The 25,256-nt window shown below is 71.0% G+C and carries 23 protein-coding genes, 1 tRNA gene and 1 pseudogene; 10 read left to right on the top strand and 15 right to left on the bottom strand.

Annotation, left to right across the window (positions count from 1 at the left end):
• Window positions 1-36: 36 nt before the first annotated feature.
• From ACIBJC_RS25150 to ACIBJC_RS25135, 4 genes are all read right to left on the bottom strand, one after another.
• On the bottom strand, window positions 37-486 hold the full coding sequence (locus ACIBJC_RS25150) for a copper chaperone PCu(A)C (RefSeq protein ID WP_399296124.1): 450 nt from the start codon (window positions 484-486) through the stop codon (window positions 37-39).
• A complete protein-coding gene (locus tag ACIBJC_RS25145) occupies window positions 483-1,142 on the bottom strand; it encodes an SCO family protein (RefSeq protein ID WP_399296122.1) in 660 nt (219 codons plus the stop codon). The genes ACIBJC_RS25150 and ACIBJC_RS25145 overlap by 4 nt, the downstream gene beginning before the upstream one ends.
• Window positions 1,143-1,276: 134 nt before the next feature.
• Window positions 1,277-2,080 (bottom strand): YcnI family protein, encoded by an 804-nt coding sequence (locus tag ACIBJC_RS25140; protein ID WP_399296120.1) that lies wholly within the window; start codon window positions 2,078-2,080, stop codon window positions 1,277-1,279.
• A gap of 267 nt (window positions 2,081-2,347) precedes the next feature.
• Window positions 2,348-3,187, bottom strand: coding sequence for a hypothetical protein (locus tag ACIBJC_RS25135; RefSeq protein WP_399296118.1), 840 nt, complete (start codon window positions 3,185-3,187; stop codon window positions 2,348-2,350).
• Window positions 3,188-3,427: 240 nt separating this feature from the next.
• Here ACIBJC_RS25135 and ACIBJC_RS25130 point away from each other — a divergent pair, with 240 nt between their 5' ends.
• The gene (locus tag ACIBJC_RS25130) at window positions 3,428-3,892 is read left to right on the top strand and encodes an ATP-binding protein (RefSeq protein WP_399296116.1); all 465 of its coding nucleotides are present in this window, start codon (window positions 3,428-3,430) and stop codon (window positions 3,890-3,892) included.
• 104 nt (window positions 3,893-3,996) lie between these two features.
• Here ACIBJC_RS25130 and ACIBJC_RS25125 read toward each other — a convergent pair whose 3' ends face one another.
• Both ACIBJC_RS25125 and ACIBJC_RS25120 read right to left on the bottom strand, forming a co-directional pair.
• Complete coding sequence (locus ACIBJC_RS25125) at window positions 3,997-5,478, bottom strand: aminopeptidase P family protein (protein WP_399296114.1); 1,482 nt, start codon at window positions 5,476-5,478, stop codon at window positions 3,997-3,999.
• 74 nt (window positions 5,479-5,552) lie between these two features.
• Window positions 5,553-7,145: a SpoIIE family protein phosphatase gene (locus tag ACIBJC_RS25120; RefSeq protein WP_399296112.1), complete on the bottom strand. Its 1,593-nt coding sequence runs from the start codon at window positions 7,143-7,145 to the stop codon at window positions 5,553-5,555.
• 743 nt (window positions 7,146-7,888) lie between these two features.
• Between ACIBJC_RS25120 and ACIBJC_RS25115 the strand changes: the two genes are divergently transcribed.
• Window positions 7,889-8,581, top strand: a complete 693-nt coding sequence (locus ACIBJC_RS25115) for a bifunctional DNA primase/polymerase (protein WP_399296110.1) — start codon at window positions 7,889-7,891, stop codon at window positions 8,579-8,581.
• Between the two features lie 257 nt (window positions 8,582-8,838).
• Window positions 8,839-9,525, top strand: a complete 687-nt coding sequence (locus tag ACIBJC_RS25110) for a hypothetical protein (protein WP_399296108.1) — start codon at window positions 8,839-8,841, stop codon at window positions 9,523-9,525.
• Window positions 9,526-9,860: 335 nt separating this feature from the next.
• Here ACIBJC_RS25110 and ACIBJC_RS25105 read toward each other — a convergent pair whose 3' ends face one another.
• From ACIBJC_RS25105 to ACIBJC_RS25095, 3 genes are all read right to left on the bottom strand, one after another.
• Entirely contained in the window at window positions 9,861-10,826 is a 966-nt protein-coding gene (locus tag ACIBJC_RS25105) for a DUF5926 family protein (RefSeq protein WP_399296106.1), read from the bottom strand.
• 315 nt (window positions 10,827-11,141) lie between these two features.
• Window positions 11,142-11,867 (bottom strand): ATP-binding protein, encoded by a 726-nt coding sequence (locus tag ACIBJC_RS25100; RefSeq protein WP_399296104.1) that lies wholly within the window; start codon window positions 11,865-11,867, stop codon window positions 11,142-11,144.
• Between the two features lie 84 nt (window positions 11,868-11,951).
• Complete coding sequence (locus tag ACIBJC_RS25095) at window positions 11,952-12,752, bottom strand: glycerophosphodiester phosphodiesterase (RefSeq protein WP_399296102.1); 801 nt, start codon at window positions 12,750-12,752, stop codon at window positions 11,952-11,954.
• 216 nt (window positions 12,753-12,968) lie between these two features.
• Here ACIBJC_RS25095 and ACIBJC_RS25090 point away from each other — a divergent pair, with 216 nt between their 5' ends.
• Window positions 12,969-14,600: a trypsin-like peptidase domain-containing protein gene (locus ACIBJC_RS25090; protein WP_399296100.1), complete on the top strand. Its 1,632-nt coding sequence runs from the start codon at window positions 12,969-12,971 to the stop codon at window positions 14,598-14,600.
• 206 nt (window positions 14,601-14,806) lie between these two features.
• Here ACIBJC_RS25090 and ACIBJC_RS25085 read toward each other — a convergent pair whose 3' ends face one another.
• Together ACIBJC_RS25085 and ACIBJC_RS25080 are read right to left on the bottom strand one after the other, a co-directional pair.
• Window positions 14,807-15,121 carry a hypothetical protein gene (locus tag ACIBJC_RS25085; RefSeq protein WP_399296098.1) on the bottom strand — a complete coding sequence of 105 codons (315 nt, stop codon included), beginning with the start codon at window positions 15,119-15,121 and terminating at the stop codon, window positions 14,807-14,809.
• Window positions 15,118-15,624, bottom strand: coding sequence for a DUF6232 family protein (locus ACIBJC_RS25080; protein WP_399296096.1), 507 nt, complete (start codon window positions 15,622-15,624; stop codon window positions 15,118-15,120). The genes ACIBJC_RS25085 and ACIBJC_RS25080 overlap by 4 nt, the downstream gene beginning before the upstream one ends.
• Window positions 15,625-16,010: 386 nt before the next feature.
• Between ACIBJC_RS25080 and ACIBJC_RS25075 the strand changes: the two are divergent.
• Both ACIBJC_RS25075 and ACIBJC_RS25070 read left to right on the top strand, forming a co-directional pair.
• A pseudogene (locus ACIBJC_RS25075) lies at window positions 16,011-16,792 on the top strand (GntR family transcriptional regulator); the annotation flags it as partial.
• Between the two features lie 13 nt (window positions 16,793-16,805).
• Entirely contained in the window at window positions 16,806-17,597 is a 792-nt protein-coding gene (locus ACIBJC_RS25070) for a glycosyltransferase family 2 protein (protein WP_399296094.1), read from the top strand.
• Between the two features lie 470 nt (window positions 17,598-18,067).
• Here ACIBJC_RS25070 and ACIBJC_RS25065 read toward each other — a convergent pair whose 3' ends face one another.
• Window positions 18,068-19,006, bottom strand: coding sequence for a hypothetical protein (locus tag ACIBJC_RS25065; RefSeq protein ID WP_399296092.1), 939 nt, complete (start codon window positions 19,004-19,006; stop codon window positions 18,068-18,070).
• Between the two features lie 267 nt (window positions 19,007-19,273).
• Here ACIBJC_RS25065 and ACIBJC_RS25060 point away from each other — a divergent pair.
• A tRNA-Ser gene (locus ACIBJC_RS25060) sits at window positions 19,274-19,360 on the top strand.
• Between the two features lie 199 nt (window positions 19,361-19,559).
• On the opposite strand, the gene ACIBJC_RS25055 is transcribed toward ACIBJC_RS25060, so the two are convergent.
• Window positions 19,560-20,297, bottom strand: a complete 738-nt coding sequence (locus ACIBJC_RS25055) for an SAM-dependent methyltransferase (RefSeq protein ID WP_399296090.1) — start codon at window positions 20,295-20,297, stop codon at window positions 19,560-19,562.
• 37 nt (window positions 20,298-20,334) lie between these two features.
• The gene (locus ACIBJC_RS25050; RefSeq protein ID WP_399296088.1) at window positions 20,335-21,222 is read right to left on the bottom strand and encodes a class I SAM-dependent methyltransferase; all 888 of its coding nucleotides are present in this window, start codon (window positions 21,220-21,222) and stop codon (window positions 20,335-20,337) included.
• Window positions 21,223-21,385: 163 nt separating this feature from the next.
• On the opposite strand from ACIBJC_RS25050, the gene ACIBJC_RS25045 reads away from it, so the two are divergent.
• Complete coding sequence (locus ACIBJC_RS25045) at window positions 21,386-22,078, top strand: GntR family transcriptional regulator (RefSeq protein WP_399296086.1); 693 nt, start codon at window positions 21,386-21,388, stop codon at window positions 22,076-22,078.
• 56 nt (window positions 22,079-22,134) lie between these two features.
• On the top strand, window positions 22,135-23,376 hold the full coding sequence (locus ACIBJC_RS25040) for a nitrate/nitrite transporter (protein ID WP_399296773.1): 1,242 nt from the start codon (window positions 22,135-22,137) through the stop codon (window positions 23,374-23,376).
• Window positions 23,377-23,419: 43 nt separating this feature from the next.
• Here the strand turns inward: ACIBJC_RS25040 and ACIBJC_RS25035 are convergent, their stop codons facing one another.
• A complete protein-coding gene (locus ACIBJC_RS25035; RefSeq protein ID WP_399296084.1) occupies window positions 23,420-24,244 on the bottom strand; it encodes a maleylpyruvate isomerase family mycothiol-dependent enzyme in 825 nt (274 codons plus the stop codon).
• Window positions 24,245-24,413: 169 nt separating this feature from the next.
• Between ACIBJC_RS25035 and ACIBJC_RS25030 the strand changes: the two genes are divergently transcribed.
• Window positions 24,414-25,250 carry a carbon-nitrogen family hydrolase gene (locus tag ACIBJC_RS25030; protein ID WP_399296083.1) on the top strand — a complete coding sequence of 279 codons (837 nt, stop codon included), beginning with the start codon at window positions 24,414-24,416 and terminating at the stop codon, window positions 25,248-25,250.
• Window positions 25,251-25,256 lie beyond the last annotated feature (6 nt).

Here is a 25,256-nt window from a genome sequence, read left to right as displayed (position 1 = left end):
TCTCTCAGTCCCTCGGTCTGGGGCGGGATCTCCGCCTCAGTGGCGGGCGGGGTTGTAGGTGGTCTCCTTCACGGGAAGCTCGACCTTGATGGGGTCGGCCTTCTCGAAGTGCAGTTCGATGCCGACCTTCTGGCCCTGCGCGGGGCGGGACTTGAGATTCATGAACATGAGATGGCTGCCGCCGCGTTCGAGATCCAGTGCGCCGCCGGCGGGGATGTCGAAGGACTTCACCTCCTGCATCTTCTGGTTCTCGGTCCGGTGGATGGTGACGTCGTCGGAGATGTCGCTGGTGACGGAGGTGAGTTTGTCGTCGGCGCCGCCGCTGTTGGTGACGGTGAGGAACCCCGCGCCGAGGTCGCTGACGGGGCGGGGCATGTAGCTGTCGCTGACCTTGAGTTCGGGGACGTTCGGAGAGGAGCAGGCGGTCAGGGTGAGCGTGGTGGTGAGGCCGATGGTGAGTACGAGGGAGGTGGTGCGCCGGTTCACGGGTTCTCGCCCTTGATGATCTTCGGGAGGTCCTTGGCGTAGTCGTCCGAGGTGGCGTCCTCGCCGTACAGGACGTATCCGGCGTCGGTCTTCGGTGAGAACGCGATGACCTGGGTGCCGTGCATGGAGACGGTGGTGCCGTCCTTCTCCTTCTTGGTGGCGTCGATGCCGATGCCGAGCTGGCGTGCGCCCGCCTGGATGGTGGGGAAGTCGCCGGTCAGTCCGACGAAGGACGGGTCGCCCGCGCTGGGCAGCCACTTGGCGAGCTCGGCGGAGGTGTCCCGCTCGGGGTCGGTGGTGACGAAGACGACCTGGAGCTTTTCCTGGTCCGCCTTGGAGAGCGACTTCCTGGCGATGGCGATGTTGCTCATCGTCAGCGGACAGACGTCCGGGCAGTTGGTGTAGCCGAAGTAGATCAGCGTCGGCTTGCCCTTGGTGGCCTCGCGGAGGTCGTACTCCTTGCCCTGGGTGTCCTTGAGGACGAGGTTCGGCTTCTTGAACGGCTGGTCGAGCACCGTCGCGGCCTGGGTCTTGGCCTGGGTGGAGACATCGGCGACCGGCTTCGCGGAGTCGTCGCCGCTGCCGCAGGCGGTGAGGGTGAGTGCTGCCACGGCCGCGAGAGCGGCGGCGGTGGTCACGGTCTTCTTGGTGCGCATAGGGCTGTTTCCTGGTGTGAGTGCGGTGGCGGCCGGACGAGCGGGCCGGGGGAGTCCCAGCCTCGCCCGCCACGGCCGCGTCGTACGTGGTGCGGTGGGTACGGCGTGTCAGGACCGCGGGTCGGGGCCGCGGGTCAGGCGGTGGTACGGCGCCGGCCGGCCAGGACGCCGAAGGCCACCCCCGCGGCGCCGACGACGATGCCGACGACGCCGAGGACACGGGCGGTCGTGTCGCTGCTGTCGGCGGAGGCCGTCTCGGTGGTGCCGTTCCGCTGGGCGCCGGTCTTGGCCGTGGCCTTGTCGGCGTCGGCGTCCGAGGCGGAGTCGTGGTCGGAGCTGGAGCCGGAGCCGTCGTGCCCGTCACCCGTGGCCGCGGTGAGCTTCAGCACCGGTGCGGGGCTCTGGGGTTCCTCCTCGCCCTCCTTGGGCTCCTCGATCCACCGGACGACTTCCTTGTTGTCGTACGTCTGGAGGGCCTTGAAGACCAGTTGGTCGGTGTCCTCGGGGAGCTGCCCGACGGAGAGCGGGAACTGCTGGAACTCGCCGGGGCCGATCTTGCCGCCCGCCGAGGTCCAGGTGACCTTGGAGACGGCCTCGGTGATGGTGTTGCCGTGCATCTTCAGCGGCTTGGTGAGCTTTTCCTTGGCGACGGTGGCCTTCCAGCCGGGCACGGGCTGCGGCATCACGGAGGCCAGCGGGTGGTCGGCCGGGAAGTTCACCTCGACTTTGGTGGTGGAGGCGTCGTCCCGCTCGTTGGGCACCTTGAAGTTGATGACGGCGTAGCCGCCCTGGGCCGCCTCGCCCTGGGGCTGCACGCCGACATGCGCGGAGGCAGGTCCGGCCAGCAGGAACAGGGCGGAGGCGGCGACACCGCCGACGACGGCGAGACGGCCGACGGCGGGGGAGCCGAGGGGCAGTGAGGAGAAGGCTCGGAACACGGGACACTCCACAGGATGAGGGAAGCGGTGATCGGTCGGTGGGCGTGCCGGAAGCTCACCCGGCCCAGGACCGGCCGAGGCGCACGCAGATGCGAGCGCGACGGCACGGCGACACTCCCCCGACCACACGGAGCTCCGTCTGAAGCCGTCTGAAGCTGCCAGAAGACGTCTGAAGCCGTCGGAAACGACTGGAATCGACGGGAACGGCTCGATGGAGCGCGCGAAAGCGCGGGCCGTGCGTGGGTGCGTGGGGCGGGGTCTGTCGCGTCAGGCCGCGAGAGCGCAGACGGCCGGCGGGCCGCGCCTGATCACCGTGTGCTGGAGCGTTTCCCCGGCCGGCACCGGGTGAGCGCCGTGCGAGGAGGCGTGCGCGGCGCGGGTCTCGGGCCTGGGCACGCCGGGGAGCCCGGCGCGCAGGGCCCGTACGAGCGCGAGAGCGGCGCGCAGGGCGCGGAGCGGCGCACTGTCCGCGACCTCGCCGATGCCGTCCGCCGAGAGCTTGCCGAGCCGGAGCAGCGCCAGGTCACCGCGGCGCAGCAGCCAGCCGGCCGCGAGGGCGGCCAGCAGGTGCGCGAGCATCATCGGTACGGAGGGCAGCAGCCCCTCGCCCGAGGCGGTGAGCGGGCCGGTGGCCGCGGATCCGACCGTCGCCATGTGGTGATGGGCGCCGCCCGCCGCCGACCCTGCCGCGCCCGTCGGGCCCGGTGCGGCGACGCCCGCGTCGGCCAGGATGCGCTGCGCGTCGACGGGACTCAGCGGGCCGGAGCCCGCCCCGCAGACGAATCGCGCGGCCATCCGGATCAGTACCTCGTCGCTGCCGGCCGGGACACGGATCTGGTGCTGGCCGATGCCGAACAGAGTGTGCAGACCGAGCTGACCGCCCGCCAGGGCGATGACGACGGCCCCTGTGGAGCGGGCGCGTCCGGCCAGCGGCGCCGCGACCGCGAAGACCCCCAGGAATCCCACGAGCAGGGTCCACCAGGGGACGGGCGCACAGGCCGCCACGGCGTGTCCCGTCGCCGACAGCAGGACGCAGACCGCGGTGAACACCGCGGCCCTCAGCAGCCGCGGCGCGGCTCCGGCATGTATGCGGACGGGACTGGACATGGCCGGGTCATCATCGCACTGCGGCACCCGGCTCCGTAGGGCAGGTCCGGAAGGTCAGCGTCTGCCCCATGTCAGCCCTTTCCATGCATGGCTCGCCCTATACACGCCGTGCATCCGCCTCGCATCCGCCGAATGAGGGCTATCACGTCAATCGTGTGCTTACAGGGCGGCCGGTGGGGCAATACGTATCGGTATGTCGAGCCGCAGCAGCCTGAACAGCCGCAGCCAGGAGGCTGACACATGAGCATCTGGTGGTCTCTCCACTTGCGACGTGAAGCCGCGAGCGTTCCGCTCGCCCGGCGCCTTCTGCTCGACGCCATGCGGACCGCGGGGGTCGACCCGGACATCTCGTTCGACCTGTCGGTCGCCCTCACCGAGGCATGCGCGAACGCCGTCGAGCACGGCGGGGATGAACGTTCCTCCGGGGACGCGCCCGGCGCGTACCGGGTGACCGCGTATCTCGACGGCGAGCGTTGCCGTATCGAGGTGGCCGATTCCGGCCCCGGTTTCCCGGCCCGGCGGGTGGTGCGCCGTACCGCCGCGACAGCCGCGACCGCGGCGACCGCCGAGAACGGCCGCGGGCTCCACATGATCGAGCAGCTCGCCGACCACGTGCACGTCCGTAACCGGCCGGGGCACGGCGCCGTCGTCAGCTTCGACAAGGTCCTCAAATGGCGCGGGGACGCCCTGCTGAGCGTGGGCTGACGCCCGCGAACCGGATCCCGGCGGCGGCCCGGTCCCCGTAGGCCGCTTCCGGCCGACCGAAGAGGCCGGCCGGGAGCGGCCCACCAGGAGCGGGCCGCGGCGGGTCAGGACTGCTTGAGGGCCGCCATCCAGGCCTCGACCTCGTCCGCCCGGCGCGGCAGACCGGCCGACAGGTTCCGGTTCCCGTCCTCCGTGACGAGGATGTCGTCCTCGATCCGGACGCCGATCCCCCGGTACTCCTCCGGCACGGTCAGATCATCGGCCTGGAAGTAGAGGCCCGGCTCGACGGTCAGGCACATGCCCGGCTCCAGCGTCCCGTCCACGTACGCCTCCCGCCGCGCGGCGGCGCAGTCGTGGACGTCGAGGCCGAGCATGTGGCCGGTGCCGTGCAGGGTCCAGCGGCGCTGGAGCCCCAGTTCGAGGGCCCGCTCGACCGGGCCCTCCAGCAGCCCCCACTCGACCAGCTTCTCGGCGAGGACGCGCTGCGAGGCGTCGTGGAAGTCCCGGTACTTCGCACCGGGCCTGACCGCCGCGATGCCCGCCTCCTGGGACTCGTACACCGCGTCGTAGATCTTCCGCTGGATCTCGCTGTAGCTGCCGTTGATCGGCAGCGTGCGCGTGACGTCGGCGGTGTAGAGGGTGTGCGTCTCCACACCGGCGTCGAGCAGCAGCAGGTCGCCGGAGCGTACGTCGCCGTCGTTCCGCACCCAGTGCAGGGTGGTCGCGTGCGGGCCCGCCGCGCAGATCGAGCCGTAACCGATGTCGTTGCCCTCGACGCGGGCGCGCAGGAAGAAGGTTCCCTCGATGTAGCGCTCGCTGGTCGCCTCGGCCTTGTCGAGGGTCCGTACGACGTCCTCGAAGCCCCGGACGGTCGAGTCGACGGCCTTCTGCAGCTCGCCGATCTCGAAGGCGTCCTTCACGGCGCGCGCCTCGGAGAGATGGGCGCGCAGCTCCTCGTCGCGCTCGGCGGTGACCTTGTCGGCCAGCGCCGCCTCGATCCCCGCGTCGTGTCCACGGACGGCACGGACGGGCCCCGTGGCCGCCGTGAGCGCCGCTGGCAGCTCCCGTACGTCCTTGGCGGGCAGGCCGAGAAGCTGCTCCGCCTCGTCGAGCGAGTGGCGGCGGCCGACCCACAGCTCGCCCTGGCCGTCGAGCCAGAACTCGCCGTTCTCGCGGTTGGAGCGCGGCAGCAGGTAGACGGTCGCCCGGTGCCCTCCGTCGTGCGGCTCCAGGACGAGGACGCCGTCCTGGGTCTGGTCGCCGGTGAGGTACGCGTACTCCGTGGACGCGCGGAACGCGTACTCGGTGTCGTTCGAGCGGGTCTTCAGGTTCCCCGCGGGGACCACCAGGCGCTCGCCGGGGAAGCGCGCGGAGAGGGCGGCGCGGCGGGCGGCGGTCTCGGCCGCCTGCGGGATGGGGCGCAGGCCGTGCAGCGCGGTGTCGGCCCAGCCGGACTTCATGTTCTCTGCGAGCTCGTCGGACACGCCGGGGTACAGACCGTTCTTCCGCTGCTTGATGGGTTCTTCCGCCGATCCGGAGGTCTCCGCTTCCGGGTCGGGTGTCTCCGGGGTGAGCTCTTCAGCCACGTCTTCTCCTCGTACGAAAGCCCATTTTTTCCATCGTATGTGTGACGGGAAGAGGGGCGGGTTTCTGTGAGGAATCAGTCGAAGCGGGCAGCGAGCAGCACGACGTCCCCGTCGTCTTCTTCCCGCGGTCCTTCGTGTCGGCCTTCCCGCGGTCCTTCACGCAGTTCTTTGTGCCGGCCTTCTTGTCGGCCCTCGCGCCGGCCTTCCTGTCGGCCTTCGGGGAACAGGGTCCGCAGGATATGGTCCGCGACGTCCCCCGGATCGTTCCGCGCGGACGCGGGTACGCTCGCCGCCGCCGCGTGCAGCCGCGCGAAGGCGCGGTCCATAGGAGCTCCGGTACGGCGCAGCAGCCCATCTGTGTAAAGCAGCAACGTTTCGCCCGACGCCGCCCACAGTTCCACGCTCGGAGCCTGCCAGCAGGAGAGCATTCCGAGCGGCGCGGACAGGGTCGTCTCGACGTATTCGGTACGCCGGCCCCCGACGACCAGCGGTGGCGCGTGTCCCGCCCCGGCGAACACGATCTTGCGTGGCCCGGGCTCGGCGTAGGCGAACAGCGCGGTGGCCGTACGGGCGGGTTCGGTGAGCCGGAGGAGCAGTTCCAGGTCGGAGAGTACGGCGACGGGGTCCTCGCCCTCCATCACGGCGTACGCGCGCAGGGCGGCGCGCAGTCGCGCCGCGGCGGCCAGCGCGCCGGGCCCCGAGCCGCTGACCGAGCCGACGGACAGGCTCAGGGCGCCCTCGGGGAGCGGCAGCGCGTCGTACCAGTCGCCGCCGTATCCGCGCCCGTGATCGTGCCCGTACGCGCCGAAGCCGGCGTGGCGCGCGGCCAGCCGTACGCCGGGGATCCGGGGCAGCCGGCCGGGCCGCAACTCCTCGGCGAGGGCGGTGGCCCGGGCGCGGGTCCGTTCCAGCTCCAGCAGCCGGGCGAGGTGGGCGGCGGCGTGGCGGGCGTAGAGGCCGATGAGATGGCGGCGGCGCTCCGCCGGTTCGGCGGGCTCGTCGTACAACCAGACGGCCACGCCGAGCTGTCCTGAGCGCGCCGGGGTCGCCTCCGTGGCCGAATCCGTGCGCAGGGGTACGGCGTAACTCGCCCCGTAGCCGAGGCGGGTGGCGACCTCGCGTCGGCGCGGGTCCGTTGCCGGGTCCGCGAACAGATCGGGTTCGGCCACGCCGTCGGCCGACCGGGCGGACTCGGATCCGGCGACGGCCCCGGAGCCGGACCCGGTGGGGGCCCCGGACCCGGAGTCGGACCCGCACCCGGACCCGGAGTCGGATCCGGCGCCGTCGAGGAGCAGCCTGCCGTACGCACTCGCGTGGCGCGGCACGGTCTCCAGATGGCCGAGTTCGGCGTGCGAGAGGCCGAGGCCGACGGTGGTGACGGGGCCGAGCCCGTCGGCCGGTTCCAGTACCACCAGGCCGCGTGGGGCGCCGACCAGGGCGGCCCCGGCGCGCAGCAGTTCGTCGAGCGCGGCCTCCCGCGAACCGGTTCTGGACAGACGCTCCACGAGTTCGTGGAGCGTGGTCAGATCCGAGACCCAGCCGGCCAGCCGGTCCTGGATCAGCGCGCCCGGCGGGGCCGGAATGACGTCGCGCGGCGCGGCAGTGTGCGCGGAAGCGGTGATCGCTGAATCGATTCCAGCCACTTTCGGCAGGTTAGGGGCGCCCATGGCGGTCGCTCCCCGATGGGTGCGTTTCGCTCAATAGCATCGCAAACCCCCATGTCATTCTGCGCGGCTGGCATTGCATCCACATGTACACGCACAGCAGATGCAATGTCCAGCATTGTCCTGGCGCAGTGGTGGGTTTCTGTGGGATCCTGAAGTTGTCCAAAAAATGACCCCCCTGACCATGTTTTGCGATCGACTGAGGGTGTTCAACAGGGGGCCTGCCAGGGCTGAGTTCCACAACGACCCTGGTGGAGCGCCATGGAGCGTCATTCCGAACGTGAGCGTCATTCCGAACATGCGGGGTACGTAAACGGTGACGGACAGGGGCAGTTGGGACCGCCCCGGAACCTGGCGGCGGGCCTTGGCGTCTTAACCGCCGTAGGCCACAGCCCATCCCCCGGAGTGGCGAGAAAAGCACAGCGGGACAGCGGGAAACCAAGCGCCCTACCAAGCGCGACACGCGACAGCGGAACAGCAAGCGCCATGCGCACGCCACCCCTCGCCACACGTTCCACCCCGTTCGCACCACGCGACGAAGCGACGAACCGAAGAAGTAACGACGACCGTCCGTGATCGGTCCAGGTACGGTGCGACGCGCCGCGGACCAGGAAGGACGGTCGGCGCCTCGGGCAGGGGGCGGCCGAGCGTTGGATGTACGCACGGTGAAGTGATGCACACACATGCACACGCAGGGTGTCAGTGTCATGTGGACCTCGGCGTTCAACGGAAAGGAACGAGCGCTCATGCGCGAGATCCTCGGAAGGCGACGCAGGCTCCGGCTCCGGCGCAAGGGGAGCAAGAAGAGTCCTGCCCAGCTCGACGCGGCGCTCATCTGCGCCTCGGAGTGGGGTTGGCCGGTACTTCCCGGCGTCGGCCTCAAAGCGGCCGGCGGACGGGGGACCCGCGGCCCGGGCTGTGCCTGCCCCGACCCCGAATGCGTCGTACCCGGCGCCCACCCCTTCGATCCCGGACTGCTCGCGGCGACCACCGACGCGCGCATGGTGCGCTGGTGGTGGAACAACCGCCCCACGGCCCCGATCGTGCTGGCCACCGGTGGCGCCGCGCCGTGCGGGGTGAGCCTGCCGGCCGTCGCCGGAGCGCGGGCGCTGGTGGAGCTGGACCGGATGGGCATGCGGCTCGGCCCGGTCGTGGCGACGCCCACGCGCTGGTCGCTGCTGGTGGCCCCGTACACCCTCGAACAGCTCGGCGAGCTGCTGTACGCGAAGGACTGGGTGCCCAGTTCGCTGCGGTTCCACGGAGAGGGCGGCTATCTCGTCCTGCCGCCGTCCGAGGCGGCCGGCGGGCAGGTCCGCTGGGAGCGGGAGCCCATGGCGGGGTCCGCCGCGCCCTGGCTGCCGGATGTCGAGGCGGTCGTGGACGCGCTGGTGGAGGCGAGCACAGGAGCGCCGGACGGCGGCAGCAGGCTCGCCTACTGAGACAGGCGCCCGGCGACGCGTGGACGGCCCGGCTCCGGGAGGGCCCGGACAGACCGGATCCGGGAGGCTCGGACGGCCCGGATCCGGGAGTGCCCGGAAGGGCCGGCTCGCCCGGGTCGTCCTGTCGTGCGGCGGCTCCCGCTTCGGCGCGTACGGCAGCGGTGTCACTCGTACGGGTGTGAGCCGGGCCGAGTTGTCCGGGAAGTGGCCGCGCGGTGTCCCTGAGCGGCCTGTTCCGCCGTTATCTTCGGCCCACCATGAATCTCCGCATGATCGGGCTCTCGGCCGCCGTGGTGTGCGCCGCACTGGTGCCGCTGGTGGCCTCCGCGGGCTCCCTGGGCCCTTCCCTGGACTCCTTGGGCTCTCTGAGCTCCCTCGGCCCCGAGGCCGGCCCAGGGCCCGCCGCCCCCGAACCGGCCGCCGCGCCGGTCACCGAGGACGAACGGTCGCGTACGGGCGCCACCGACGCGACGGCCCGTACGGACACCGGGTCGGGTACGGACACCGGCTCGCGCACGGACACCGGACCGGGTGCGGACAACGAGTCGCGCACGGACACGCCGGTGCGGACCGTCGAGCTGTGCGGGCCTGAAGTCGTCTCTCCCGAAGGCGTCGAGGCGCAGACATGCGTCCTGGCCGATGGTCCCGCCGCGGGCGGCGACACCTGGGGCCGTACTTACTATCGCAATGCGACGGGCGGTGAACTGCTCGCCGTACTCAGCCTGATGGGCCCGGGCGGGCGCACCGTACAGACGCATTGCGCGATCGCGGCGGACGACGAACCGGCGACCTGTGAAACGCCGCGTGAGCCGTCCCGGGGAAAGCGTTCCGGCTATCTGGCGATGGCGGAGTTCGCGGCGCCGGGGAAGAGCGGGAGCGGGGCGCACGAGGGGCCCCTGCTGTTGCGTTCGGGAAGCAACTCCCCCGGCCCCGCGGCCGATTGACCCGACGGCCGACAGCGGCGGACGGAACCGGGAACGCGAACGCCCGGTCGCTGGCGACGGGGGATGCACCAGCGACCGGGCTTCTAGAACGGTAACAAGAGATCGGCGGTTAGCAAATTCGATCCGGCGTATTCGGACAACGAATTACTTGCCAGTACGGCAAAGTGTGACTGGTATCACCGAACTCTTGTGAACTTCTGTGGACTTCCGTGGAACCCTTTGGGATCGCAACCCCTCGGGGGTACGCGGCCTCCTTCGGGCGCTGATCGCCCCGGCGCGCATCAGCCCGCCGAACCATGGTCCGGCGGGCTCCGCTCACCTCCGCGCGGCTCCGTTCAGCTCAGCGTCACCTGGCGGTTGGTGAGGCCGCCGCGCGCCCGGCGCTCTTCGCCCGTCAGCGGCGCGTCGTCGGCGAGGGCCGCCGCCAGCCGCTCCGCGAACTCCGCCGCGGGCTTCTCGCACTCCTCCGCGCCCATCGCGCTCGGCAGGTCCCACACCGGGACGGTGAGGCCGTGCGCCCGGAAGGAGCCGACCAGCCGGGTCCCCTCGCCGAGGCTCGACGTGCCCGCCGCGTGCAGCCGCGCGAGCGCGTCCAGCAGCTTCTCCTCGGGGTGCGGCATGACCCAGCGGAGGTGGTTCTTCTCCGGCGTCTCGCACCAGTACGCGGCGTCCGTGCCGGAGAGCAGGGAGGTCGGGATGGCGGCGGCGTTGGCGCGCTCCAGGGAGGCGGTCACCTCCGCCGAGCTGTTCTCCGCGTCCGGCACCCAGAACTCGAACCCGGAGTGCACGACCGGGGTGAACGGCGCCGCGGGGTCCAGCAGGTCCTGGAGGCGGGGGCCGTCGGCGGGCACCCGGTGGGCGGCCACCGGCTGGCCCGGCTCGGAGGCCAGGGCGCGCAGCAGGGTGTCGGCGAGGTCGCGGCTCAGATCGCCGGACGACGTGTCGTTCTGGAGGGCGAGCAGGACGGAGCCGTCGTCGCGGCGCAGCGCGGGCCAGGCCATCGGCAGGACGGTCGCGAGCGTCACGGAGGGCACGCCCTCGGGCAGCCCGTCCTTGAGGGTCAGCTCGACGGTGGCGGCGGGCACCAGTTCGCGCAGCGCGACCCAGTCGCACTCACCGGCCAGGCCCTCGAAGGGGCGCTGGACCAGCTCGGTGACGGCGTGCGCGGCGGCGCGGCCGTGACACGCCTTGTAGCGGCGGCCCGAATCGCACGGGCAGGGCTCGCGGGCCCCCACCACCGGGACGGGGCCGTCCTTGAGCTGAGCCTTCGCGGCCTTCGTCTGGGGGCGCTTCTTGGCCATGGTGGCTTTCTCCCGGGAACGGCGATGCGGTGTCGCCGCGAGCCTAGCGTCCCGCTCGGACAGGGCCCGGCCGTACGGGGCTTACGGGGCTGACGGGGGGAGCGCGGGGGCGGCCCGAGCGCCGTCCGTACCCCCTCGTCCGGGCGTACGGACACGTACGGACACGTACGGACACGTACGGACGAGGGGTACGGAAGGGATACGGAAGGGATACGGAAGGGATACGGCGCCACGGACGGGGGACGGCGTCCGGGACGGTGTGTCCAGGGCCGGGGCCGGGGCCAGGGCCGGGGCGCGTCAGTCCTTCGCGGCGCGTCAGTCCTTGTCGTCGCGGGAGTCCGCGAAATCCAGCCCGCCGAGATCGTCGATCCGGCCGAGGCCGTCGAGCCCGTCCAGCCCCTCGAAGCCGTCCAGGCCGCCCATACCTTCCAGGCTCTCCAGCCCGTCGAGGTCGTCGAGATCGCCGAGCCCCGTCAGGGCGGGGGCCGTGACGCGCGTGGCGAAGTCCTCGCGGCGGTGCCCTTCGGTGACGATCACCCAGACGGTGACCTCACCGGTCGCGCTGTCCCGTACGCCCCACTCCTGTGCCAGGGCCGAGATGATGTTCAGTCCGCGGCCGCCGCGGGCCGTGACCGAGGGTGTGGCCGGAATGGGCCGGGTCGGGCCGCCGCCGTCCGTCACCTCGACCGTCAGCCGCCCCGCCTTGTCGACGCGCCACTCCGCGCGGATGTCGCCGTCGCCGATCTCCGAATGCCCCAGCGGCCTGCCGTGCCGGCACGCGTTGCTGACCAGTTCGGAAAGGATCAGTACGGCATCGTCGACGACCGACTCCGACACTCCGCTGCGGCTCAACTGCTCCCGCATACGGTGTCGCGCCTTACCCACGCCCGCAGGGCCATGGGGAACGGCCATGCAAGACGACGTGGGTACTTCCTGTGTCACCACAAACGCCACCCCCGAGACCTCCTTTGCCCCACGCCACGGTGTGAATGCCCCAACGGCCTGAGCCGGAAACCGGCCGGACGAGAGCCTTTGACGCACTCGTACCGATCGCCTTTACGACGAACGCGCCGGTGCACACCCCGTAACCGTCCGTATCCCACAGGCGGTCGCGTACGGGAGGCGTCAGACGGGCCGGCCGAGCTGGGACAGCACCTGACGGGGCCGGTTGGTGATGATCGCGTCGACTCCGAGACGTACACAGAGGTCGACGTCCTCCGGTTCGTTCACCGTCCATACGTGGACGCGGTGGCCCGCCTGCTGCAGCCGGGTGATGTAGCCGGGATGGTTACGGACGATGCGCATCCCGGGCCCGGCGATGCGCGCGCCGGCGGGCAGCCGTCCGTCGCGCAGCCTGGGCGAGACGAACTGCATCAGGTACACGGTCGGGAGCTGGGGCGCGGCGTTCGCGATCCGGTGCAGCGAGCGCGCCGAGAAGCTCATGATCCGTACGCCGGAGTCCGTGTCGCCCGGAGTGTCCAGGCCGAAGCGGCGCAGCAGGTGCAGCAGCCGGTCCTCCACCTGGCCGGCCCAGCGGGTGGGATGTTTGGTCTCGATGGCGAGCTGGAGGGGGCGGCCGGCGTCCGCGACGAGTTCGAGGAGGCGTTCCAGCGTCAGTACGGAGGTGAACTCCGGGTCCCGCCAGTCCGGGCTCTCCTCGCTGTCCTTCCAGGAGCCGAAGTCGAGCGTCGCGAGATCGGCCAGTTCCAGGGCGGAGACCGCGCCGCGTCCGTTGGAGGTGCGGTTGACGCGACGGTCGTGGACGCAGACGAGATGGCCGTCGGCGGTGAGCCGTACGTCGCACTCAAGGGCGTCCGCGCCGTCCTCGATGGCTCTCGTGTACGCGGCCAGGGTGTGCTCGGGGGCGTCCTCCGAGGCTCCGCGGTGGGCGACGACCTGGATGCTGTGCTGTCGTGCTTGGGTCACCGCGTCATGGTGTCATCGTGACGGGGTAGACGGGTGTTCGACGGGGGCCGTTCCGGGGTCTTCTCCAGAGCTGTCCGTAATGTCCGGAGTAAAGGTTGGCAGGCAGATACACAGGTCCTGCTTACAGTGGTCTGACGTGCTGTGGGAAAAGCTGACCGCAGACACTTGCACAGCGGACTCTTGCCGAAGACCGAGTGGAACCGAGGAGAAAGAGCTGTGAGCACCGAGAACGAGGGCACCGCGGGCCCCGCCGTCCCGTCCGTACCTCCCGTACCGGATGCCGCTCCCGCGGGCACACCCGCGTCCGCTCCGCGAGAGGTCGCACGAGAGGCCGCGCCCGAGCCCATGGACCAGCAGCCGGACCGGACGCCCACAGACGCGCAGCCGGGCCCGGCCCCGACGCCCCCGCACCCGACGCCCCCGCACCCGACGGCCTCCCAGCCGACGGGCGCCGCGCCGGAGCAGCCCGCGGGCGCGCCGCAGCAGCCGGGCCAGGCACCGCCGTCCCCGTACGCGGCCCCCGCCTACCCCGCGCCGCAGTACGCGGCTCCCACGCCGCCCCACGGGCCCGTCCCGGCGGGCGCGTCCGTGGGTACGCCCACCGCGGCGCAGCCCGTGGGGGCCGGCTGGCCGCCGCCCCCGCCCGTACTCCCCTCCTACGGAGGCGGCGGTGACGGCGGCTCCTGGGGCGCGCCGGTGCCGGGGCACGAGCCGCCGAAGCCGCCGCGCGGACGCGGGGGCGGGCTCATCGCCGCCGTACTGGTGGCCGCGCTCGTCGCGGGCGGGGTCGGCGGCGGGATCGGTTACTGGGCGGCGGAGAACAACGACAGCGGCGGCGCGGGTTCCACGACCGTCTCCGCGGCGGACACGCCGAAGGAAGCCAAGCGTGACGCGGGTACGGTCGCCTCGGTGGCCGCCAAGTCGCTGCCGAGCGTCGTCACGATCGACGCGAAGGGCGGCAACGGAGAGGGCGGTACGGGCACCGGCTTCGTCTACGACAAGGAAGGCCACATCCTCACCAACAACCATGTGGTGGCCTCCGCGGCCGACGGCGGTGACCTCACCGCGACCTTCTCCAACGGCAAGAAGTACAACGCCGAGGTCGTGGGCCGGGCCGAGGGGTACGACGTCGCGGTCGTGAAGCTGAAGAACGCGCCCGCCGGCCTCTCCCCCCTTCCCCTCGCCAACTCGGATCAGGTGGCGGTCGGCGACACGACGATCGCGATCGGCGCGCCCTTCGGCCTCTCCAACACGGTGACGACGGGCATCATCAGCGCCAAGAACCGTCCGGTCGCCTCCGGTGACGGCTCGGGCTCCAGCAGCTCGTACATGAGCGCCCTCCAGACCGACGCGTCGATCAACCCCGGCAACTCCGGCGGCCCGCTGCTGGACGCGCGGGGCGCGGTCATCGGCATCAACTCGGCCATCCAGTCGGCGGGAAGCGGCGGCCTGGGTCAGTCCCAGGCGGGCTCGATCGGCCTCGGCTTCGCCATCCCGGTCAACCAGGCGAAGAACGTCGCGGAGCAGCTCATCAGGACCGGCAAGCCGGTCTACCCGGTGATCGGCGCGACGGTCACGATGAGCGAGACGAGTGAGGGCGCCACGATCGCGGCGAACGGCGAGGGGGGCAGCCCCGCCGTCTCCCCGAACGGCCCTGCGGCCAAGGCCGGCCTGAAGGCGGGCGACGTCATCACGAAGTTCAACAACCTCCCGATCGACAGCGGCCCGACCCTGATCGGCCTGATCTGGACCCACAAGCCGGGCGACAAGGTCACCATCACCTACAAGCGCGCCGGCAAGGAGTCCACGGCCCAGGTCACCCTGGGCGAACGCGAGGGCGAAAGCTGAGCCGTCCGCGGCGCCAGCGGGCCGCCGCGGCCTTGCGGGGAGCTTCCCCAGCTCCCCGCAGGCTTCCCCGTAAGGCCATGTAAGAGCAGGTGAGGCGGGGCACCGGACCATTCCGGTGCCCCGCCTCCTCGCGTCCCACCACGTCCTGTCCCACCGCCGTGGCCGGTTGCGCGCAGGGCCTGGCCTGGTCTGGTCTGGCCTCATGCCTATTGCAGCCCGAAAGCCTCCATCAGCCGGCTGATGGCCTCGATCACCGGTACGCCCACTCCACCGACCAGCGCGGCGATTCCGCCGATGTTGGCCAGTGCCTGACGGAACCTCTGCCGGTCCACCGGGCCGTCATGGTTGATGACGCTCAGGGAGTCGTCGATGACCGCCTGGTCCGCTCCCTGCACCTGACCGCGAAGGGCCAGCGCCGCGTTGACCATCTGCGCGTGGGCCGTTCGCGCGTCCAGCGGTCCCTGGCTCTTGACGATGCCGATGTTGAAGTTGCCGAACTGTGTGACGCTGTCGCCGCTCACGTGGTCACCTTGCCTACGTTTTTGTCGCCGACCTGGTAGATGCTGTCGCCGTTGATGTTGTAGGTCTGCATCTGGTAATGGAACTGGACCTCAGGGTTGTCCATCGCTGCCATGACCTGCTGGAAGACGTTGTCCATCTCTTTCTTGTCGTCACTGACGAGCGCGGTCTGCGGAGTTCCCGAAGTAGTCAGTTCAAGAACGTGAAGGGTGGGAGCGGTCAGCGTCCTGTACAGCTCGTGGATGCTGCGGGCGATCAGTCCGAGAGCGAGAAGCAGGATCACGGTGCCGAAAAGCGTGGATGCCTGCATGATCCCGAACGCGATGGACATCAGGATGAGCTCACGCACGAGTCTTTTCGCGAACTGGATCTTCGCCCCACGACGATTGGGCGTCACTACCTTCATCGACGTCCGGGCGATGTTGCGCAGCGGATAGGTCTCCGCTCCCACCCAGAGGATTCCTCTGCTGACCTGGACTTCCGTTATGCCGCGTGAATACGACATGTACTTCCCCCATTTCGCCCCGACGGGGCGCTTTGTGTTGCGCGTACGACACCACGTGAGAATCGGGGAGGTCCGCAATGCCCGGCGGCGCGGAAGATGTCGGCCGGCGCGGGTTGATCGTTCTGGGGCCTGTGTGGCGAGGGGACGACTGATGCTCACATGGTGTAAGTGGTACCCAGGGATGGTATTCCCGTCGCGGGGTGAATCAATCCATTTCGTTAATTACTTCGATAATGGGCATTTTGTATCCAGGTCCTAGATTCTTATGTCTGAATCTTTTCGCCGATGACTGTTTCGGGTGGTGTGAGGGAGGGAGTTCCACGAGTCGTCAGGACCTCTTGAGGAGTCGTTCCTGGCGCCGTCGTACGAGAGGGCGGTGAGCACACATGCCCAAGGCGTACGAGCGGATCGCGGGCGACCTGCGGGAGTCCATCCCGCGAGGGTGAGCCGCGACCCGGTGACCGGCTGCCTTCAGAGACGAAGCTCGCGGAGCGCTACCGCCGGAGCGTCCCCACGATCCGTGACGCTCTCCGGGTGCTCCAGGACGAGGGGCTGGTCGAAAAGCGGCACGGACGGGGCAACTTCGTCCGCCACGCCCGTACGAAAGTGCTGCGCAGCAGCGACCGTCATCAGTGGGAGAAGGACCGGGCGCGTCGGCCGGAGGCCGAGCGGCTGGCGACGGGCTCCACCGAGCATGCCACCGGCCTCCGTGTCGACGATCTCGTCTTTCAGGCGGCCTATCGGGAGACCAAGGCGGACGAGCGGCTGGCCGAGGTGCTCGGCGTTCCTGAAGGACAGCGCCCTGGTGGAGCGTACGTACCGGACGCGGTACGCGGCCGAGACCGCGCCGTTCGCGCTGGTCACCTCGTACCTCGTCCGCGCGCTGGTCGAGTCGAACCCCGATCTCCTGGACGCGGCCAACGAACCCTGGCCGGGCGGCACGCAGAACCAGCTTCTCTCCGTCGGCATCGAACTGGACCGCATCGAGGAGCGGCTGACCGCCCGGCCGCCGACGCCCGAGGAGGCGGCGGAGCTGGAGCTGCCGCCGGGGACGTCGGTCCTGCTGCTCCGGAAGACGTCGTACGACATCGGTGGCCGTGTGGTGGAGAGGTCCGAGGTCACGTTGTCCGGTGACCGCACGGAAATGCTCTTCGTCACGCCTCTGAAAGGTGGTGAGTGCCGTGCGCCGGCGCATCATCGTCATTACCGCCGTACACGCCCCGTCCGCGCACTTCCTGCCGGACGCGTACACGTCGCTGCTCGCACAGGAGTTGCCCGAGGGGTGGGAGTGGCACTGGCTGATCCAGGAGGACGGCCGGAGCGACGAGGTCGCCCCGTACGTGCCCGACGATCCGCGGGTGACCTTCACCCAGGAGCGGCCCGGCGGCCCGGGTACGGCGCGTACGCTCGCGCTCGCGCTGGCGGACGGCGAGTACGTCAAGGTCCTGGACGCCGACGACCAGTTGACGGCGGGCACGCCCGCCCGTGACCTGGCCGCGCTGGAGGGGGACCCCACGATCGGCTGGGCGACGTCGCGGGCGCTGGATCTGCTGCCCGACGGCTCCACGGCGGGCTTCCTGGGGGACCCCGACGAGGGAGTGATCGAGCAGGGCGCCCTGTTTGATCACTGGTCGGCGAACGACTACCGGCCCCAGGTCGTCCCGGGCACCCTCTTCGCCCGCCGCCATCTCGTCCTCGCGCTCGGCGGCTGGATGGCGCTGCCGGCCTCCGTGGACACCGGACTGCTGCTCGCGCTGAACGCCGTCAGCCGGGGCTGGTTCACGTCCGATGTGGGCCTCCTGTACCGCAAGTGGCCCGGCCAGTCGACGAGCCGGCCGGCCCACACCGATCCGGCCGAACGCGACGCGCGGATGGCGGTGGTGGAGGCGCGGGCGCGGGCCCTGTCGGGCCTCCGGTGGAGCTCCCCGCCCGCCGACCGAGCACCGCGCGCGCCGGCCCCGCCCGCCGATTGAGCCCCGCCCGGACACACGGGCGGTCATTTCTCCTTGGCGTACAGCACGACGTAACTGACGGTCAGTACCACCCCGAGGATCCCCAGTCCGAGCAGTCCGGCGACTTCGAGGATCCCCATACCGTCCATCGCGCCCCGTATCGAGCCCGAGATTCCCCCGACGGCCACGCATATCCCGAGAATGAAGGTACGAGAGCCGCGCGGTGTGAACCAGCGACCCAGGCGGGGATGGCGGCGCCCGGTGGCATGCGTATCGCGTGAAGGTGTCACGTGTACCTCGTCGGTGAAGGGCCCGGAGGCTCCAGCCTCTCAGCCCTGACCGCGACGCGTCAGCCCACAACGTGTCGACCAGCGGCACCATGCCCCGGACGACGGACCTTTCGGCGCCGCCTCGACGCCCGCCAGTTTCTCCGCGAACCGCAGCGCCGGGGCAACGGCCACGTGGGCGCGGAATCACCATCCGGACCAGGCCTAATCACGCATGGACGCGCTCGGGGTGTCGCCACGTTGCGCCTGATCGGCGCGCTCCACGACCACCTGAGCCAGCCTCTCCGCATCGGCACCGGAGTCCTTGCCACTGGCGGCCCTCACCAGCACCGTCCCGCTGCGCGCGATCACCTCGCTGATCTCACCGTGCCGCCATCCACTGCGGTCGTCCCCGAAGCCGCCCACATCCATGGATGTCGCGGAGTCCTCCTCCGACACGGAGGTGCGCAACTCGGAGTAGAGATCGGAGGCAGCGCCTTCGGACGACGCGGCGTACACGACGAGTTCGGCCTCCTTCCAACTGGCTGTGGCGCCGCCGAGCAACTTCGCGCAATCGGCCTGCCCGCCACACCGCTCGGCCTTGGGCTGCTCCGTCACGGTCCAGCCCGACGGCACACTGCCCTCGTCGGGCACGACGGTCCGCACCAGGGCGGGATCGTTCAACGGCGCCGACGCTCTCTCTTCCCCGCTCGTGCGGAAGATCAGCACTGCGGCCACCGCGAAGATCAGCAGGATGGCAAGGGCTGCCGCCTGATTGGTGCGCGTGTTGTGGATCGTGAGCGGGCCGAGGGAAAGGTTCCCCTTGACCTTGTTACGGGTACCACCGATGTTGATGCCCGGCTGCCCCGCGGACACCGGCTGGTGGGTCCCCGACATGGCCTCGGCCACGGCTTCGTCCAGTCGCCGCCTGAACTCGGGATCCTCCAGCACCTCATCGAGCAACGCGCTGCTGACCGCCGCCCGCGCCGGTTCGGACGCTCTGTCATCATCCGAGGCGTCCGCCGACTCCAACTCGGCCAGGGCGCGCCGACCCTGCGGTGACTGCCCCAACCGCTGCGTGATCACCTCTCCGACACGCGTCCCCACGGCCGAGGCCGCACCACCGGCCGCGGACGACGCCACCAGCCGGACCGCCGCGGCCACTAACTCTGTCGGCTCCATACATTCCCCCCGTTGTGGACATTCCCCCTGTGGTGGGCAAGCTCATGCGTCATCGCGGAGGTCCCCAGACGGCCGCAGCAAGACACGCTCGTCCAGCAGCACTCCCAACCTGTACCCACAAGCCATATGCGCTAGTCCGCACCGGCCGGGCCGCCCCCTGCCCGCCAGGGCTTACGCGCCCGAGCCGGTCAGCCGGTAGGCTGTAGCCGCTCCGCTGCTGGTGGCTCCGCCGCTGATGGGCGGGGCGAGGGTGGGTTGCCCGAGCGGCCTAAGGGAACGGTCTTGAAAACCGTCGTGGCAGCGATGTCACCGTGGGTTCAAATCCCACACCCACCGCCCAGGTCAGCGAACGTGCTGGTCACAAGGGGTACTCCGGAAACGGGGTGCCCCTTCGTCGTGAGGCGGGGTGTCCCCGAAGCGAAGGCACGCCTCCGGTGCACGGTGGCTCTGTCCTGGGGCCCGCCCCGCCCGTCATCGACATCCGGCGCTGCGGTAGGCGTTTTCGCCGGTCCTCGGAGTGACCGGAGCGCTCCGGTCACTCCGAGGACCGGCGAAGGACCAGAGTGAGGAAGCCGAAGCTGTCGCGGTAGGAGCTCAGCCATTCCGAGCGGTGGGTGGAGGCGACGGTGAGGATCTCGGCGCTGTCGGGGTCCTCGGGGTGGTCCAGGGCCCAGGTCGCCAGGGAGCCGGTCCAGCACCATTCGAAGTCGTCGAGTTCCTGGCGTGTGCTGATGTGCCCGAAGACCGGGGTCCAGCCGTGGGCGGTGACGCGGTCCACGGTGGTCGCCAGGTCCTCGTACTCGCCCAGCATCTCGCGGGCCGCGGCGCTGGGTTCGCGCTCCCAGTAGGCGTCGCCGACCAGGACGCGGCCACCGGGGGCGAGGTGCTGGTGGGCGGCGTCGAGGGTGGGCAGGAGGCCGCCGAAGGCGTGGGTGGCGCCGACGCTGAGCACCGCGTCGAAGGGGCGCGGGGACGTGAACTCCGTGGCGTCCCGCTGGTGGAGTACGAGGCGGTCGTCAACGCCCAGAGCCGCCGCCTCCTTCCGGGCCTTGGCCAGGAGCTGGGCCGAGGTGTCGACGCCCTCGGCGGTCACCTCCGGATGGGCGGCCAGGGTCCGCAGCAGCCAGGCCGCCTCACCACAGCCGAGGTCCAGCACGCGTTCGTCGCCCCGGACCACGGTCCGGTGGAGCAGCCGGCGCACCGACTCGTCGTCGAGGGGGCTGTTGATGGGGTGATCGGCGTGCGACAGGCGGGAGATCTTTTCGCGGTCCATGGCGCGCAGCCTGGCAGCGTGGGGTCTTCGTCGCATCTCATTTGGGCGCGGTCCCCGGCCCGGCGCGTCGGACGGTGGCCACCAGCAGGTCCTCGCCGCTCGACGGGCGGAGGCCGTCGGCGCGGTCGGCGAAGTAGCGGTCGGCCAGGGCCGTTCCCGGTACGTGCTGGACGTTACGGAAGCCGGCGTCGCGGGCCAGGGCCAGCATCTCCCGCGGGGGGTAGAAGCTGACGAACGGCGTTCCGGACGCCCGCGCCCGCGGTGCGGTCGCCTCCAGGGCGGGGCGGTCGGCGGGGTCGAGGAGTTCGGCCGGCAGCAGGAAGGTCTGGGCGAGCGTCGAGCCGGGGGCGAGTCCGGCGAGTCGGCGCAGGGTGGCCGTGGTGGCTTCCTCGGTGAGGTACTGGGTGACGCCGGTGGAGACGACGACCGCCGGCCGGCCGGGGTCGAAGCCGGCGGTGGACAGGTGGCTCCACCAGTCCTCCTGCGTCTCGAAGTCGACCGGTACCAGGCGCAGCCGGTCGGGGACCCCGTAACCCAGCTCGGTCAGGCGGTGCCGCTTCCAGGCCTGGGGGCCCGGCCGGTCGATCTCGAAGACGCGCAGGCGGGCGGCGAGTTCCGGCCTGCGCTGGGCGAAGGTGTCGAGGCCGGCCCCCAGGACGACGTACTGGGTGACGCCGTGGCGGGCCTGCTCCTCGACCAGGTCCTCGATGAAGCGGGCGCGGGCCACGATGGCAGCCCGGAACCCTCTGGTGGCGTCCGGGTCCATGTCCGGGCGGCGCCGCCATCCGTCGTCGGGGGCGGCCAGGCGCAGGCCGATCTCGTCCTCGAACACGTGGGGCGGCGGGTCCACCTGTACGTGCATCGCCCGCCAGAGGGCCACCCGTACCGCCGTGCTGTCCGGTGTCGGCTGTGGGGCATAGGTCACGTGTGTTCTCCTCGCGCTCGGTCCTGGTGGAGCCTCGGTCCTGGTCGGAGCTTGGGGGCTCCTCCGGCGTGCGGCGGGCGCGTCGCCGGTCTTCGGCGGGGGTGTACGTCCGTATGGCGGAATGGATTTTCTGTTGCACCTCTGTTGTATCTATGATGCGTGCATGCCGCCCGTCCCTGCCCCTGCCGCTCCTGTGAAGCAAGCTCCGAAGCAACCCCTCAAGCAACCTCCCGCCGCCGACCGTGTCTACAGCCATGTGAAGCAAGCCGTACTCGACCGCCGTTACGAGGGCGGGACGCTGCTCACCGAAGGGGAGCTGGCCGAGGCCGTCGGGGTGTCCCGTACCCCCGTGCGCGAGGCGCTGCTCAAGCTGGAGGTCGAGGGGCTGATCAAGCTCTACCCGAAGAAGGGCGCGCTCGTGCTCGCCGTCTCCGCGCAGGAGATCGCGGATGTCGTCGAGACCCGGCTGCTGGTCGAGGAGTTCGCCGTACGGAAGGCCGTGCCCGCGTCCGCGGCGTTCCTCGCGCGGCTGGAGGAGTTGCTGGAGGAGCAGCGGCAGCGGGCCGAGGAGGGGGATCTCGGGGCGGTCGCCGTGTCCGACCGGTGCTTCCACGCCGAGATCGTGCGCAACGCGGGCAACCAGATCCTCTCCAAGCTGTACGACCAGCTCAGGGACCGGCAGTTGCGGATGGGCGTCGCCGTGCTGGAGGCGCATCCCGACCGGATCGCCAAGAACGTCACCGAGCACGCCGAGATGCTCGAAGCCATCAGGGCGGGCGACGCCGACGGCGCCGCCGCCTGCGTGCGCCGCCACGTCAGCCGCGTCCAGGTGCTGGTCCGGGGTACGGACCGGTGAGCGCCATCTCCGTCACCCTGCCCGGTGATCCACCCGGCGGTCGGCGCGCCACCTGGATGTGGGGCATCGGCGTCGCCGTCTACTTCGTCGCCGTCATCTTCCGTACGAGCCTGGGCGTGGCCGGTCTCGACGCCGTCGAGCGCTTCCACATCAACGCCTCGGCCCTGTCGACGTTCTCGATCCTCCAGGTGCTCGTGTACGCGGGCATGCAGATACCCGTCGGCCTGATGGTCGACCGGCTGGGCACGAAGAAGGTGCTCACCCTCGGCGTCGTGCTCTTCACGGTCGGGCAGCTCGGCTTCGCGCTCTCCCCCTCGTACGGCACGGCGCTCGCCGCCCGCGCGCTCCTCGGCTGCGGCGACGCGATGACCTTCATCAGCGTGCTGCGGCTCGGCACCCGCTGGTTCCCGGCCCGGCGCGTGCCGATGATCGCCCAGGTCGCCGCCCTGTTCGGGATGGCGGGCAACCTCGTCTCCACCATCTTCATCTCCCGCGCCCTCGGCTCCCTCGGCTGGGCCGCGACGTTCGCCGGCAGTGCGCTGGCCGGGGTCGTCGTCCTCGTCCTGCTGCTGCTCTTCCTCAAGGACCACCCGGAGGGGCACGAGCCGCCGCCCGCCGAGCACGCGGGCGCCGCGTACGTGCGGAAGCAGATCGCCGCGTCCTGGCGCGAGCCCGGTACCCGGCTGGGGATGTGGGTGCACTTCACCACCCAGTTCCCGGCGATGTTCTTCCTGCTGCTCTGGGGGATGCCGTTCCTCGTCGAGGCGCAGGGCCTGTCCCGCGCCGTCGCGGGGGAGCTGCTCACCCTGATCGTGCTCTCCAACATGGTCGTCGGGCTGGTGTACGGCCAGGTCATCGCCCGGCACCACGCGGCCAGGGTGCCGCTCGCCCTCGGTACGGTCGGGGCGACCGCGCTGGTCTGGGCGACGATCGTCACGTATCCCGGCGACCACGCCCCCATGTCGCTGCTGATCACGCTCTGCGCGGTCCTCGGCGCCTGCGGGCCCGCGTCGATGATCGGCTTCGACTTCGCCCGGCCCGCCAACCCGCCCGGGCGTCAGGGCACGGCCTCCGGAATCGTCAACATGGGTGGTTTCACGGCCTCGATGACGACGCTCTTCGCGGTCGGTGTCCTGCTGGACGCGACGGGCGACAACTACCGGATCGCGTTCTCGTCCGTCTTCGTCCTCCAGGCGATCGGGATCGTCCAGATCCTGCGGCTGCGCTCGCGCACCGCGCGGCGGGAGCGGGAGCGGCTGGTGGCGAGCCGGGTGGAGGCCGTGCACGTTCCTGTCTGAACGAACCTGACGGGCCGGGCCGGGGCCTACGGGGGCCCGGGGCCTACGGGGTGACGGCGAAGTTCCGCAGGATCGCCTCCGCCAGCTCCTGGTCGCCGTCCACCTTCAGCCGGTCCTCCACCGCCGCGGGCCGCACCCGTCCGCACGCCAGCCGGAAGTACGTCTCCCAGTCCGTCGCGAGCGTGACGACCGGGCCGAGCGAGGGCGAGCCGTCGACCGAACCGCGCCCCTCCGCGTTCACCCGTACCGTACGGAGGAACTCCAGCGGGCCGTTCACGTCGATGACGACCGCCGAACTCGGCGGCGCGCCCGCGTCCTTGGCGACGACCTTCGGCAGCGCGGCCAGCAGCACGTCACGGGCGACCAGGGCGCCGGGGGAGTCCAGGTTCCCGGGCCGGTTCAGCGCGGAGCGCAGGTCCTGTTCGTGCACCCAGATGTCGAACGCCCGCATCCGCATGGCGGTTTCCAGGGTCTGCTCGGCGCCGAGCGGCGCGCGGACCATGGTGTCGGGCGCGCGCGTCTCGTTCCGCAACTGCCGGTTGCGGCGGATGACCGTGTACTCCAGCTCGGCGGTCATCTCCGGCGCGGTGTGGTGGCGCCGCACATCGACCTGCATCTCCATGTAGCGGGTGTGCTCGTCCCGTACGTGATAGAGATCGCGGGGCAGTGAGTGGATCGGCCGCGGGTCCCCGAGCATCTCGCAGTCCAGACCGATGACATGCGAGACGATGTCCCGCACGGACCAGCCGGGGCACGGGGTGCGCCGGTTCCATTCGCCCTCGACGAGCGGCTGCACCAGCTCGGCTATGGCCTCGATGGAGTGGGTCCAGGCATCGGCGTAGTTCTGAAGGCTGGGATGGACGGTCACGGGACCCCTCGGCGGTTCTGCGGTACGCGGGCTGGCTTGCTGGCGGGCGGCTGCGGGCTGCGTGGGAGGTTCGGCAGCTAAGTTACGCTGCCCGATGGCACCCCGGCAGTGCTTTCGTGTGACGATCGTAGGCCCGTGTTGACGGCTCGAATGCCAGGACGGTGGTACTGTGCGCGCTTCGCTGATCCAGATCGCAGTAGACCCGGACGAATCGGCCGAATCCCGTAGGCGGCGCGTTGCCACCCTGGTACGGGAACAACGTGGCGCTGATCTCGTCGTCCTCCCGGAGCTCTGGCCGGTCGGGGCGTTCGCGTACGAGTCCTTCGCGGCGGCGGCGGAGCCGGTGGACGGGCCGACCTTCGCGGCGATATCCGGGGCGGCGCGCGACGCGGGGGTCTGGCTGCACGCCGGGTCCGTGGTGGAGGCCGCCGCCTCGGGTGAACTCTTCAACACCTCGCTCGTCCTCTCCCCCGCCGGTGAACTGGTCCGTACGTACCGCAAGATCCACCGCTTCGGCTTCGACAGGGGCGAGGCGACGCTGATGGACGCGGGCGGCGAACTCGTCACCGTACGGCTGCCGGAGACCACCCTCGGCCTCGCCACCTGTTACGACCTCCGCTTCCCCGAGCTGTTCCGCGGGCTGATCGACGCGGGCGCCGAGGTGCTCGTCGTACCGGCGGGCTGGCCCGCGCGCCGGCGTGCGCACTGGACGCTGCTCGCGCGGGCGCGCGCCGTGGAGAACCAGGCGTACGTCCTGGCCTGCGCCACCGCCGGAACGCACGCCGGGGTGGAGCAGTCGGGGCACAGCATCGTCGTGGACCCCTGGGGCGAGGTGCTGGCCGAGGCGGGCACGGGGGAGGAGGTGCTGGTCGTGGAGGTCGACCCGGCGAAGGTCGCCCGGACGCGCGAGCAGTTCCCGGCGCTGAAGGACCGGCGGCTCGGACTCGCGCCGCCGTCCCCGCCGCCGCCCCCGTCCTCGTCATCACCGCCCTCGCCGCGCCGCTGAGCGACG

The organism is Streptomyces sp. NPDC050509 (assembly GCF_044457965.1).
Lineage (GTDB): Bacteria > Actinomycetota > Actinomycetes > Streptomycetales > Streptomycetaceae > Streptomyces.
Note: the sequence above shows the minus strand (reverse complement) of the source record. Positions and strands in the feature narration are given on the sequence as shown.

Excerpts from the sequence above, each read along its gene's own strand:
- ACIBJC_RS25110 (WP_399296108.1), top strand. The coding sequence starts at position 8,839 with ATGAATCTCCGCATGATCGGGCTCTCGGCCGCCGTGGTGTGCGCCGCA.
- ACIBJC_RS25045 (WP_399296086.1), top strand. The coding sequence starts at position 21,386 with ATGCCGCCCGTCCCTGCCCCTGCCGCTCCTGTGAAGCAAGCTCCGAAG.
- ACIBJC_RS25145 (WP_399296122.1), bottom strand. The coding sequence starts at position 1,142 with ATGCGCACCAAGAAGACCGTGACCACCGCCGCCGCTCTCGCGGCCGTG.
- ACIBJC_RS25055 (WP_399296090.1), bottom strand. The coding sequence starts at position 20,297 with ATGGACCGCGAAAAGATCTCCCGCCTGTCGCACGCCGATCACCCCATC.
- ACIBJC_RS25130 (WP_399296116.1), top strand. The coding sequence starts at position 3,428 with ATGAGCATCTGGTGGTCTCTCCACTTGCGACGTGAAGCCGCGAGCGTT.
- ACIBJC_RS25040 (WP_399296773.1), top strand. The coding sequence starts at position 22,135 with ATGTGGGGCATCGGCGTCGCCGTCTACTTCGTCGCCGTCATCTTCCGT.
- ACIBJC_RS25120 (WP_399296112.1), bottom strand. The coding sequence starts at position 7,145 with ATGGGCGCCCCTAACCTGCCGAAAGTGGCTGGAATCGATTCAGCGATC.
- ACIBJC_RS25080 (WP_399296096.1), bottom strand. The coding sequence starts at position 15,624 with ATGTCGTATTCACGCGGCATAACGGAAGTCCAGGTCAGCAGAGGAATC.
- ACIBJC_RS25105 (WP_399296106.1), bottom strand. The coding sequence starts at position 10,826 with ATGGCCAAGAAGCGCCCCCAGACGAAGGCCGCGAAGGCTCAGCTCAAG.
- ACIBJC_RS25135 (WP_399296118.1), bottom strand. The coding sequence starts at position 3,187 with ATGTCCAGTCCCGTCCGCATACATGCCGGAGCCGCGCCGCGGCTGCTG.
- ACIBJC_RS25115 (WP_399296110.1), top strand. The coding sequence starts at position 7,889 with ATGCGCGAGATCCTCGGAAGGCGACGCAGGCTCCGGCTCCGGCGCAAG.